At 70.7% G+C, this 11,930-nt stretch carries 13 protein-coding genes; 8 read left to right on the top strand and 5 right to left on the bottom strand.

Translation table 11 applies throughout. The annotated features are described in order from the left end of the window. Positions 1–1,370 precede the first annotated feature (1,370 nt). The 4 genes from IPK71_13115 to IPK71_13100 are packed head-to-tail and all read left to right on the top strand — an operon-like array spanning position 1,371 to position 3,547. Entirely contained in the window at positions 1,371–1,508 is a 138-nt protein-coding gene (locus IPK71_13115; protein ID MBK8214672.1) for a hypothetical protein, read from the top strand. Then, on the top strand, positions 1,501–1,950 hold the full coding sequence (locus tag IPK71_13110; protein MBK8214671.1) for a hotdog fold thioesterase: 450 nt from the start codon (positions 1,501–1,503) through the stop codon (positions 1,948–1,950). The genes IPK71_13115 and IPK71_13110 overlap by 8 nt, the downstream gene beginning before the upstream one ends. 14 nt (positions 1,951–1,964) lie before the next feature. After that, positions 1,965–2,879 (top strand): hypothetical protein, encoded by a 915-nt coding sequence (locus tag IPK71_13105; protein MBK8214670.1) that lies wholly within the window; start codon positions 1,965–1,967, stop codon positions 2,877–2,879. Further along, positions 2,876–3,547, top strand: coding sequence for a DNA mismatch repair protein MutH (locus tag IPK71_13100; GenBank protein ID MBK8214669.1), 672 nt, complete (start codon positions 2,876–2,878; stop codon positions 3,545–3,547). Before IPK71_13105 ends, IPK71_13100 begins: the two co-directional genes overlap by 4 nt. A 7-nt stretch (positions 3,548–3,554) precedes the next feature. On the opposite strand, the gene IPK71_13095 is transcribed toward IPK71_13100, so the two are convergent. Further along, entirely contained in the window at positions 3,555–4,220 is a 666-nt protein-coding gene (locus IPK71_13095) for a polyphenol oxidase family protein (protein ID MBK8214668.1), read from the bottom strand. Positions 4,221–4,305: 85 nt separating this feature from the next. Between IPK71_13095 and IPK71_13090 the strand changes: the two genes are divergently transcribed. From IPK71_13090 to IPK71_13075, 4 genes are all read left to right on the top strand, one after another. Next, on the top strand, positions 4,306–5,466 hold the full coding sequence (locus IPK71_13090) for a serine/threonine protein kinase (protein MBK8214667.1): 1,161 nt from the start codon (positions 4,306–4,308) through the stop codon (positions 5,464–5,466). Positions 5,467–5,491: 25 nt separating this feature from the next. Further along, complete coding sequence (locus tag IPK71_13085) at positions 5,492–5,863, top strand: hypothetical protein (GenBank protein ID MBK8214666.1); 372 nt, start codon at positions 5,492–5,494, stop codon at positions 5,861–5,863. Next, complete coding sequence (locus IPK71_13080) at positions 5,857–7,476, top strand: hypothetical protein (GenBank protein ID MBK8214665.1); 1,620 nt, start codon at positions 5,857–5,859, stop codon at positions 7,474–7,476. Before IPK71_13085 ends, IPK71_13080 begins: the two co-directional genes overlap by 7 nt. Positions 7,477–7,653: 177 nt before the next feature. Beyond that, positions 7,654–7,908 carry a hypothetical protein gene (locus tag IPK71_13075; GenBank protein ID MBK8214664.1) on the top strand — a complete coding sequence of 85 codons (255 nt, stop codon included), beginning with the start codon at positions 7,654–7,656 and terminating at the stop codon, positions 7,906–7,908. Between the two features lie 24 nt (positions 7,909–7,932). Here the strand turns inward: IPK71_13075 and IPK71_13070 are convergent, their stop codons facing one another. The 4 genes from IPK71_13070 to IPK71_13055 form a co-directional block, all read right to left on the bottom strand. Then, positions 7,933–9,087 (bottom strand): serine/threonine protein kinase, encoded by a 1,155-nt coding sequence (locus IPK71_13070; protein MBK8214663.1) that lies wholly within the window; start codon positions 9,085–9,087, stop codon positions 7,933–7,935. 130 nt (positions 9,088–9,217) lie between these two features. Beyond that, positions 9,218–11,005: an alkaline phosphatase family protein gene (locus tag IPK71_13065; protein ID MBK8214662.1), complete on the bottom strand. Its 1,788-nt coding sequence runs from the start codon at positions 11,003–11,005 to the stop codon at positions 9,218–9,220. A 60-nt stretch (positions 11,006–11,065) separates the two neighbouring features. Further along, complete coding sequence (locus IPK71_13060) at positions 11,066–11,377, bottom strand: TerB family tellurite resistance protein (protein MBK8214661.1); 312 nt, start codon at positions 11,375–11,377, stop codon at positions 11,066–11,068. Positions 11,378–11,520: 143 nt separating this feature from the next. After that, the gene (locus IPK71_13055) at positions 11,521–11,913 is read right to left on the bottom strand and encodes an MAPEG family protein (protein ID MBK8214660.1); all 393 of its coding nucleotides are present in this window, start codon (positions 11,911–11,913) and stop codon (positions 11,521–11,523) included. Positions 11,914–11,930 lie beyond the last annotated feature (17 nt).

Genomic DNA, 11,930 nt, shown 5'->3' with positions numbered 1-11,930 from the left:
CGATGCCCCCGAAGCTCCGAGCCGGCCCGGCGGTGACGTCGATCCCCTCGCGCGCACCGCGATGCCCGACAACACCTCGTTGCCGCTCGTGAGCCCGCCGTCCGAGCCGTCGGCCCCCGCCGAAGCGAAGCCCGCCCCGAAGAAGCCCATCAACGCGACGGTGCCTCTCTCGGCCATGCCCAACTTGCTCGCGCAGTTCGGGGCGCCTCCCCCGAAGCCGGGGGCCTCTCCGGCCGCATCTCCGCTCGCGACGACGACCGATCCGAAGGAGCTCGCCCCGCAGGCGCCCGCCGTCACGTCGCCCGGCCTCGGGGCGGCGCCATCGCCCGAGCCCGCGTCGGCGGGCTTCGCCATGACCGGCACCACACCCGATCCCTACATCCCCGTACCTCCACCGCCGAGCTTCCGCGGGGAAGCTCCGGGCGCGGCGGCCGCCAGCGCGACGCCGGCGAGCGCGGGCCCTGGGGACGGCCCCTCCCCTCCGCTCACGGGCGGCCCGGCCAGCGCGGAACAGGCCGCGGCCTTCTCGGCCCGCCCGGCCTCGGCGAGCGCGGGACTGCCCGCGCCAAGTCAGGGCCAGCCCGCGGGCCCCCAGGCTGGATCCGCACCGATTCCGCCCGCCGCGGCGCAACCGGCGAGCCCCTACGGTCAGCCCCCGCAGCCAGCGACCCCCGGCATGCCTTACGCACAGCCCGCTCAAGCCCAGACCGCCAATCCCTACTCCCAGCCCGCTCAGGCGACCCCCGCTCAGGCGAGCCCTTACGCGGAGCCCCCTCAGGCTCAAACCGCCAATCCCTACGGTCAGCCCCCTCAGGCTCAAGCCGCCAATCCCTACGGCCAGCCCCCTCAGGCTCAAGCCGCCAATCCCTACGGCCAGCCCCCTCAGGCTCAAACTGCCAATCCCTACGGCCAGCCCCCTCAGGGCCAAGCTGCCACTGTGCCCGCCCGGCCCAAGCCGCCAATCCCTCGCTCGCCCCCAGGCCCAAGCCGCCAATCCCTACGCTCAGCCCGCCCAGGCCCAAACCGCCAATCCCTACGCTCAGCCCGCCCAGGCCCAAACCGCCAACCCCTACGCTCAGCCCGCCCAGGCCCAAACCGCCAATCCCTACGCTCAGCCCGCGGCCGAGAACCCCTACGCTCAGCCCGCCCAAGCGAACCCCTACGCTCAGCCTGCTCAGGCCCAAACCGCCAATCCGTACGCTCAGCCCGCTCAGGCGTATGGCCAGCAGGCGGCCCCGGCATACGGACAAGCCGCGAGCCCCTACGACCCGCTCGCGGGCCTCCACGCTCCTTACGCGAACCCGTACGCCCAGCCCGTCCAGGCCGCACCCGGGCCCGCGGCGGCCGCGTTCGGCGCGTTCGTCGCCGGAATGAACGTGTCCGTGATGTGGGGAAACGGGTCGCGCTACCCCGGCCAGGTGCAACAAGTGCAAGGGCAGCACGTGCTCGTGGTCTTCCAAGACGGGCAATCCCGCTGGATCGAGTCGCAGTACGTGCAAAATGCATAAACCTGCCTTCGATGCGCTGATCCACGTCATGGAGCAGCTCATCCCGTTCAACCGCTTTCTCGGGATGAAGTGCGAAGAGGTGCGGGAGGGGTTCGTTCGCATCGTCATCCCGTTTCGAGAGGAGCTCGTCGGGGATCCGATGCGCCCCGCCCTCCACGGGGGAGTGCTGTCGACGCTCGCCGATACCGCCGGGGGAATGGCCGTGTGGACGGGCATCGGCGACACACGAGGTCGCGTCTCGACGATCGATCTTCGGGTCGACTACCTGCGCCCTGCACGCCTCACGACGCTCGCGTGCGAGGCCACCGTCGTGCGCCAGGGAAATCGCGTGGGCGTGAGCGACATGCGCGTCTTCCACCCCGACGAGCCCGCGACCGCCGTGGCGACGGGCAAAGGGGTCTACAACGTCGTCCTGAAGCGCGACGAGCCGAAGACGCCGTGAGAGGCCAAGGGGCCTTGGCTTCGCTCCTGTGTGGCCTCGCGCTCGGATGCGCACGCGACGAGCCCGTACGCCTCCCGCCCCGCATAGCGCCTGCGGTCACGCGCACGACCGACGGCCCCACGACCGTGCAGACGAGCGCCTTCGTGGAAGCGCACGTGTGGCTCGTCCGGCTCGGGACCACCCCCGAGCTTCGCGCGCCCGAGGCCGCTCGCGAGGCGAGACGGACCTATGCCACCGTGCTCGAGACGACGGGCACGGACGACCTCGCGCGCCGCACGACACGCGCGCTCGGTGAGTGCGGCGACCTCGATTGCGCGAAGCGGGCGCTCGCGCCGTCGGGCCTGGATGGCGCCTTCGCGGGCGTCTTTCCCTGGTTTTTCTCGCAGATCTGGCCGCTCGCGACCGGCCACGTCGACCTCGCGGCGCGCAGGTTGCGCGCCTTTTTGCCCGAGTCGTTCCCCGAGCTCTCGGCGGCGCTCGCGCGGGCCCTCCGTGCGCCACCGCCCCGGGCGATTCGCCTCGAGGTCGTGCACGAGGATCCGCGCTACGAGGGAGATCCCCTCTTGCCCCTGGCCCTCGAGGATACGCGCACGGGCACGCTCTCGGCGAACGACGGAGGGCGCGCGACCGTCGCGGCCGCTCTGTTTCAGGTCGCCACCGATCTGCGCGACCAGAGCGAGGTGCACGCGGCGTTCGAGCGAGCCCTCACGGCCGACGCGCGCGGCAGGAGGCGTGCGTCGACGCTCTACGCCCTCGCCGCCGCCCACGCGACCCGGGCTCTCGTCGGGCGGGCGCTCCCGGGCGACGAGCCCTTCACGCGGGCCCTGCTCGCGCGCGCGCCGGAGGCCGAGGCGCTGCTCGCGCGGCGCTGGAGCGAACTGGAAACACAGGGATTTATTCACGATTTCGACGCAGCATGTCCACCCTGATCCCGGCCCCTCCGCGCACCGAGCCCGAGCTCCTCCGGCGCGCACGTGCCCTCGCGGGCCACGACCTCGGAGCGATCGCCCGTGCCGTAGGCACCCGCATCGACGCGTCGCCCGTGCGCACCAAGGGCTCGTGGGGCGCGCTGCTCGAGCGAGCGCTCGGCGCGACGGCCGGATCTCGGAGCGAGCCCGACTTCGCCCACCTCGGCGTCGAGCTGAAGACCGTGCCGATGCGCGCGAGCGGGCGCGCGATCGAGTCGACCTACGTGTGTGTCCTCGACCTGCTCGACGCGGAGAACGCCCGCTGGGAGACCTCGTGGGCACGAAGGAAGCTCGCGCGTGTGCTCTTCGTCCCGATCTTGGCCGAGGCCCCGGACTGGACGAAGCGGCGGGTCGGGCTCCCCGTGCTCTTCTCGCCCACGCCGGCGCAGGACGCCGCGCTCGGGGCCGACTTCGACGAGATCATGGGGGCGTTCGGCGCGGGCCGCATCGAAGAGGTCACGGCGCACTGGGGCAGGTACCTCCAGGTGCGCCCGAAGGCGCGGAACGGCGAGAAGACCGTCCGCGCGACCACCCCCGACGGGGACGAGATCCGCACGGTAAAGAAGGGATTTTACCTTCGCGCGCGCTTCGTCGAAGCGCTCCTCGTCGATCCCGCCGCGCTCCCCTGAAGGCCCGTCAGATCGCGACGATCACGGCGAGCATGCGACCGCTGCGATCGCCGTCGCGCCGGTACGAGTGGTACGCGGCGCCTCCACAACGCGTGCAACCGCCGACGTCGTCGATGCGCGAGTCTTGGACGCCCGCCGCGCGGAGTTGGTGCCGGACGGCCCTGCGAAGGTCGACCTTGGCTTTGCCTTCGCCGTACCGCGACACGACGACGTCGGAGTGGCCCACCGACGCGACGAGCCGCTCGGCCACCTCCACCGACACCTCGAAACAGCACGCGCCGATGCAAGGCCCGATCGCGGCGACCCGGTCGGCCCCCGAGAGCTCCGCGAGCGCGACGCCGACGATGCCCGCGTCGACCCCGCGCCATCCGGCGTGAATCGCGGCGACGTTCCGGCCGGAGCCGACGAGCACGGGGACGCAGTCGGCCACGCGCACCCCCGCGACGTGCCCCGGCGTGCGCGCCACGACGGCGTCCCCGGGCAGGCCCACGAGCTCGCGAGGGTCCCCCTCGGCGAGGTGCACCTCGACGCCATGCACCTGTTTGACTTGGTAGAGCTTCGACGGGTCGAACCCCACCTCACGGCCGAGCGCTTCGAGCGCCAGGCGAAGGTCGGTCTCAGGCAGCCCGAGGGCGTAGTCCGCGCCGCCCAGGGCCGACGAAAAACCGTGCAAATACCCGGCATTCGTGAGGATTTCCGACCGAAAGGCCAGACCCGAAGTCGCTGGTGTAGCCGGCATGCCGTCGTGGTATCACGGCATCATGTCTTCCCAGGACCCTTTCATCGGGAGGGACATCCTCGACGGCCAGTTCCAGATCCTCCAGCGGATCGGGAAGGGCGGGATGGGGTCCGTCTACAAGGCGCTTCAGCCGGCCATGAACCGCATGGTCGCCGTAAAGATCCTTCACCCGAAGCTCACGTCGCGCAAAGACTTGGCGTCGCGTTTTCGCCGCGAGGCGAGGGCCATGAGCCACCTCGCGCACCCCAACACGGCGAAGGTGTTCCTGTACGGCGAGCTCGACGACGGCTCGCTCTACATCGTGATGGAGCTGCTCGAGGGGAAGAACATGAACCAGACGGTGCGCACCGAGGGGCCCATGCCGCTCGAGCGCGCCGTGGCGATCTTCTCGCAGGTGTGCCCCGCGCTCGAAGAGGCCCACCGAGCCGGCATTTTGCACCGTGATCTGAAGCCCGAGAACATCTTCCTGTGCCAGGCCGCCGGCATGCGCGACTTCGCGAAGGTGCTCGACTACGGCCTCGCCAAGGTCACCGAGCGCGAGATGCGCCCGGGCTCGATCGCCCTCACGCAGGAGGGCATGGTCTTCGGCACGCCGGAGTTCATGAGCCCCGAGCAAGCGCAGGGCAAGAAGCTCACGCCCGCGAGCGACATCTACTCGCTCGCCGTGATCCTCTACGAGGCGCTCACCGGGAAGCTCCCGTTCGACGGCAAGACCAACATGGATTTCATCCAGGCCCAGGTGATGCAGAAGCCGCTCACGTTGGCCGAGCGCACCCCGGAGAAGCACTTTCCCCCGCTGCTCCAGAAGGTCTTCGACAAGGCGCTCGCCAAGGACCCGGGAGAGCGGTTCCAGTCGGCCCTCGATTTCGCGAACGCCCTCGAGGCGGTGCTCGCCGGAAAGACCGAGCTCCCGGCCCCGGTCGCGCCGTCGATGCCGCTGCCGGTCTCCACGCCGTCCGCCGAGCCGAACAGCGCAGGACAGGCCACGCCGGACTCGCTCGGTGGACCGGCGTCGGCCGCGATGTCGAGCGGCGGCCCGTCGTCCGCCATGCCGCGCGACGCCGCACCCGCGCCGAAGGCCGCGCTCCCGGTCGGCATGCTCGTCGGTGTCGCGGCCACGTTCCTCGTCGTCGGCGTGCTCATCGCGCTCGGCGCCATGTGGTTTTTCAGCGCGAAATGAGCCGGATCGCGCGTGCCTTCGCGGGGTGGCCCTGGCCCACCTCGTCACGGCGGCGGTGGTGGCGTTCGGCGTCTCGCAGCTGCCGGCGCGCGTCGCGAGCATCGACGGGGCCGCGGTGGTGCTCGTGCTCGGCCTCGGTGTGTCGGGGGCGGGGCTCTTGTTCGGGGCTCGTTGGGCGGTCCGCGTGGCCAAGGCCGTCTCGTGGGTGACCCTCGCGGTGGGCCTCGCGCTCACGGCCGTGCTCGCGCTCACGGCGAGCCACGTGGCAGGCCTCTACGGGCCTATCGGTAGAGGCGGAGCCGCGATCCTCGCCCTGGTGGCCGCCCTCGCCGTGCCGTACCTCGTCGTCGCGCCGGCGCTGTGCGTGAGGGCCCTCGCGCGACGGCGCGCATGGTAGCGCGTGTACTCTGCATCTATGTCGTCCTGCTCGCCGCCCTGTGTGCGCTGGTGTACGACCGAGCGAGGCTGCACCCACCCGCGAGCGGAGATCCCCACGTCGCCGTGAGCACGTGGCGAGGCGGAAAGCTCCTCGCGCGCGAGGTCCACGACGTCCCGCTCCCACCTCCGACCGACACGGAGGTCGTGCACGAAGAGGTCGTCGGGCTCTCCCCGCTCGTGAACGATCCCCGCGTCATCGCGTTCTCGGTGAGGCCAGGGCTCGACGGCGTCCTCGGGCGCGTCGACGGGCACACCGCCCTCGTGACCGTCGACGATCTCCTCGCGAAACAAGCGTACGAGCGCGCGTTCGCCGATCCCGGGACCGGCCTCGGCTTCGGGACCGACTTCAATGCAGTTTACACACTCCTCGCCGAACGGCTCGGGGTCGACGCGGGCACGGTGGCGCGGCGCGCCGAGCTCCGACGGGTCGGGTTTCGTAGGGTCGTAGCGCCCACCCGCGCGAGACCGGCGCCCGCTCCGCTGACGGTCGCGGCGGCCAAGGAGGCCGTGCACGAGCTCGCGCTGCACCTCGCCCGTGGGGTCGACGCGAACGGGTATTATGCCTACCAGGTCGACGCGACCACCGGGCGCGCGGACGGCTCGTACAACTGGCCGCGCCACTCGGGGGCCACGTTCTTCCTCGCCCAAGCCGCGAGGCTCACGAACGACGGGACCCTGGCGGCCGCGTGCCGTCGCGCGGCGGGCCTCCTCCGTGACGCGCTGCTCGTGCCGTGCGGCGACGAGCGATGCATCGCCGAGGCCGACCTGGCCGACCTCGGCTCCTCGGCCCTCGCGCTGCTCGCGTTCACGGAGGTCGATCGCGCGGGCCTCGACACGGGATACCGCCCCGCGATCGCCTCGCTCGTGCGGTTCCTTCGCTCGCAGCAGCGGCCCGACGGCGAGTTCATGCACTACTACGACCGGGTCGCGCGGACGCCGATCGATCGTCAGGTGCTCTACTACTCGGGAGAGGCGTCGTTCGCGCTCGCGCGTGCGTTCCGCGTGACCGGGGATCCTTCGGCGCTCGACGCCGCCAAACGAGGCGCCGCGCACCTCGGCGAGAGCTGGCGCTTCTTCGGGAGCCGGTATTTCTACGGCGAAGAACACTGGACGTGCCAAGCCGCGGCCGAGCTCGTCGATCTCACGAGCGACCGGTCGGCCCTCGCGTTTTGCCGGGAGTGGCACGTGTACACGCGCGCCATCCAATACGGCGAAGGCGAGACCCCCTTCGACGCCGCAGGAGGCTTCGGCGTCGGGCCCCTCGTCCCTCCTCGGTTCACGGCCGCTTCGAGCCGCGCCGAGGCCGCAGGGGCGCTCCTCGACGCCTTCGCCCGCACGACCCCCTCCCACCCCGACGTGCCGCTGCTCGAGGACGAGCTCCGTCGCGCGCTCGAGCACGTGCTCCGAAACCGCCTCGGGCGTGACATGGAGCACCTCTTCGCGGCGCCGAGCTCCGCGGTCGGGCGCCTCCCCGGCAGCTCGACCGACCACCACCTCCGCATCGACTACGAGCAACACGCCGGGAGCGCGCTCGTCCGCTGGATCGCCCTTCGTGAGGGCACACGACCGTGACACGGCAAATCGCTTAGCCCGACGCGCCGGCGACGTTCTCCGAGGCACGTCCAAGGCGGACTTGCATCCTACACACACGCACTCAATTGAGGTCGTGAGCTGGCCACGGCGCAAAACTCGGTTACTTGTGAGGTAGATGGCTCGTTCGCCGGGAGGGCGAGGGCCCACGGAGGGGTAATGCACGAACGCCGCGTCGGTACACTTTCCACCGTCACCCTCGAAGAGGCCCTCGCGTACCTCGACTACGCCGAAGGCGACGAGCTCCGAGCCGCCCTCGAGCTCGCTCAGGACAGAAATCTCCTCGACGGTTGCGATCAATACCCCGACCACGCCGACGTGCATCACGCGCTGTTCATGCTGCGCAAGGCGAGAGGCCTCGCCCCGCCGAGCTTCGACCAGACCCGCAGCCAGCTCCTACGCAAAGCCGCCTAACGGCGACCAAGGCTCGAGCCCCGACTATTTGCTCGGGGCCAGGGCCGGCGCGGGTGCGGGCGGACCGTCGGAGGTCTTCCACGCGAGGAAGCCGAGCACACCCACCATGAGCGCGACGCCCACGATGATGCCGGCGAGGAGCGCGCTCTTCGCCGACATGCCGTCGTGAGGCTGCCGGGCGAGGGCCTCGAGCTCCTCGGCCGTGTGTTTTGCCTTGAGCTGGTACTGCACCCTGTCCTCGGACATCGTCGCGGTCTCGACGCCCGACGGGTCGGCCCCGCACACCCGGAGCAGGCTCTCCGCGAGCTCTTCGACCGTCTGGAATCGGCCGGTGCGGTCGCGGTTGCAGGCGCGCGCGAACCATGCGTCGAACCCGGGAGGCAAGCCCGCGCGCAGCGAGGAAGGCACCGGCATGGGCGCCGTGCACACCTTGAGGACGATGTCGCCGAGGACCTCTCCCTCGAAGGGGATGCGGCCGATCATCGCCGAGAACACCGTCGCGCCGAGGGACCAGATGTCGGTCAGCGGGTCGGGCGCGCCACCCACCGTGAGCTGCTCGGGGCTCATGAAGTTCGGCGTGCCGATGACCGAGCCGGCCTGCGTCGGTCCGGAGAGCCCCGACTGCCCCTCGGGCGCGTCGACGATCTTGGCGATGCCGAAGTCGACGAGCTTCACGGTGTAGGGAAGATCGCTCTCCGAGTTCTCGACGTTGGTGGCCAAGAAGACGTTGTCGGGCTTGAGATCGCGGTGAACGATCCCGGCCTTGTGGGCCTTCGACAGGGCCTTCGAGGCCTGCGCGATGATCTTCGCGACCTCGTGCGCGGCGATGGGACCGACTCGCTGCACCGTCTCGGCGAGGGACTCGCCCTCGAGGAACTCCATGACGATGTACGGGAGACCGCGCTCGGTCGTGCCGAAGTCGTAGACCTGCACCGCGTGCACGCTCTTCACGCTCGCGGCGGCACGCGCCTCGATCTCGAACCTCCGGCGCGCGTCGAACCGCTCGGCGAACTGGGGCCGAATGAACTTGATGGCGACGAGGGTGCCGAGCGTCATGTGACGGCCGGACCACACCGTGCCCATGCCACCGCAGCCGACGAGGTTCCCGACGAGGTACTTTCCCCCGACGACCTGGCCCTCGAACGACTCTTCGGGGGGCGGGGGCTTCGACAGGCTCATGCGGTCCGGGATCATAGCGACGCAGCGCGACGTTTGGCGAGGATTCCGTCGCGACGAGCGGCGCGGCGCGGTCGCCGAGGGCCACGAATTCTATTTTAGTTTCATACACTTAACCACGCACCAAAGGCGATCAGCGCACCGACGCCGACCCCGACGCTGACGCCGACGCCGACCAGGGAGGCGCCCCACCGAGGCCGCTCGCCATCTCGAGGGCCTCCCGGAACGCGGTGAACGGCAGCGGCGATGACGACGTGCGCCCCCCCTTCACGAGGGCCGGCGCGCGCACGAAGAGCGGCACGGTGCGATCGTAGGCGTACGGGCTCCCGTGGCTCACCCCCGCGCCGACGACCACGAGCGGATCGAAGAACCCTCCGGGCTTCGTCACGACGTACACGTCGCCCCCCGCAGGGACGTACGACGCGCACACCCGCCCGAGAAGGTCCGAGGGTCGGGCCTCGGCGCAGCGTTCGGCGAGCGCGGTCGCTCCGTACGCCGCGAGGACGCCGGGCTCCTTCTTCAGCGCCTCGATCACCTTCTTCTCGGCCGCTTTGCGCTTCGTGGCGTCCGCGCGGACCTCGGGCCGAAAGAAGACCCACGGATCGCAGATCCCTACGACCGAAGGCTCGACCTTGGCGAGCTTCTTCCCGAGGTCGTCGGGGAGGATTCGCGTGCCCGTGCAGGGGCGCTCGTCCCATCCTTGCATTTTGCATGTTTTCGCCCGGGAGGCGAGCACCTCGGGGGTGTGCATGGTGCCGTGATCGGCCGAGAGCACCGCCGACCAACCGGCTTCACCGAACCGCGCGTCGAGGCCACGGAAGAACGCGGCGAGCAGCCCGTCGAGGCGAAGGAGCTCGTCCCAGGCTTCGTGCGAATCGGGCCCGAACACGTGCCCGACGTAGTCGTTGCCGGAGAGCGAGAGCTCGAGGAAAAGGGGCGATCCGTCGGCCGTGAGAGCTGCGATTCCGGCGTTCGCGAGGGACACGACGAGCTCGTCGGCGAACGGGGTGGCCCGCATGGCCTTCGCCGAGGTCGCCGTGTGCGGGAAGACCTTGCCGAGGCCCTCGAGGTCTCCTTCGCCGGGGCCGTCGTCGGCGACCCTGGCGTGCGCCGCGACCCATGTCGCATCGAGCGGGAGCCAGGGTTTCGCGCGGAACGACGACGCGGGATGGGCCTCGGTCTCGGCGGTGACGAACGAGGGCAGCACGTCGGCGAACGCCGTCGACGTGACCCACGCGTCCTCGGCCATGTCGAACCATACGACCGTGGCGCGCTCGCGGACGTGGCCCGCGGGCAAGATGGCGCCGCGATCCTTCCACGACACGGAGAGGAGCTTCCCCGTGGGGTTCGCGGCGAGCCATGCCTCGCTCAATGTCGGGCTCGTGAGCGCTTTCGGGGACGAGCCCGGGCGCTCGAGCGGCCCCTTCGAGGAGACGACACGCGAGGCCGTGTCACGCAGGATCGAGACGCGTTTGTCGCCCTCGAAGACCTCGTTCCCGAAGATGCCCGTCTCGCGCGGCGGGCGGCCCGTGTAGAGCGCGGCGTGCCCGGGCGCCGTGTCGGTCACCGCGTGCGCGTATTCCATGCGCTCTACATACATTCCCTCGCGCGCGAGCCTCGCGAAGCCGCCCGTCTTGGGGAGCTTTGGCAGCCGCTCTTCGGCCACCCACGCGGCGAGCTGATCGACCACGATGCCGACCGTGACCTTGCCCTTCGGCAGAGGCGCGGCGTCGCTCCCTGCGTCGGCCGGAGGTGACGCGCGCCCGACCTCGGCGCCGATGGCCCGAAGCGGCGGGACGCGTTTTCCCGGGGCCACCGGCTCGGGCCCCTTGGGCTCGCACGAAGCGGCGAGCGCGACGAGGCCGGCGAGGCCGAGGAGGGTGGCCAGCGTGGGCAGGGCGAGGCGGCGAGGAGAGCTCACACGCCGGACATACCAAGGCTTCGGGCCTCTGTCCGTGACGACTCGCCTCGAACGAGCCGGTCAGGTCTCTACGCCGAGATCGCGCGCGATCGCCTTGACCGTGGCCACCTCGAGCGGAGAGAGGCGCCCGTCGGCGGACGCGGCGTCGAGGAGGTCGGCCACGATGCGCTCCTTCGACTCGCGATCGAGCGACTTGAGCGCGCTCTCGGCGCGATCCCAGCCTTCGAGGTCGAGCACCTTTTGACGGTCCTCGGCGGTGAGGCCGTGGTGCTTCATGGCTTGCTCGAGGAACGCGCGCTCGTTCTCGGTCATCATGCCGTCGGCCGTGAGGACCTTGGTGTAGAGCAGGCACGTCGCGAGCTTCGCGTCCATGGACGAGACGGTAGTCGACGTGCGGGCGGCCGAGAAGGGAGCGCACACGAGCCACGAAAAAAAGGGGGCCCGCCCGGGGACACACACGACCTTACACAGGGTACATGTCCGTGATCTTGCTCGGGAGATCGCGAGCGCCGACTCTACGGCGCGAGCGGCAAGGCCAGGAGGCCGAGCGTGGCCAAGAAGCCCACGAACCACACGAGGGACCGGAGCTTGTCCTTGTCGGCGATGTAGAGGAGCGGATAGAGCGCCCTCGCCACCACGTGAGCGACGGCGAGTGTCGCCGCGACCTGGGGGCGCGCGTGGGTGATCTCGGCGGCGAGCACCCCCACGGCGAACGGCGCGAACGACTCGAAGCCGTTGAGATGCGCGGCGTGCGCGCGCCTCCCCGGGCCCGTGAGCTTGGCCTGCTGGTCGCGTGGGGATTTGTTGTCGTAGCCCTCGGGCTGCTTGGCCATGGCCGCCGAGAGCGGCAGCTTCGGCAGGTAGACCAGCACGAACGCGATGGGGAGGCAGGCGAGCGGGACGTTCACCTGGGCGATGGTGGCCC

Source organism: Myxococcales bacterium (assembly GCA_016712525.1).
In the GTDB taxonomy this organism is placed as follows: Bacteria; Myxococcota_A; Polyangia; order Polyangiales; family Polyangiaceae; genus JAAFHV01.
The sequence above is the reverse complement of the archived record's forward strand: the minus strand, read 5'-3'. Positions and strand labels throughout refer to the sequence as shown.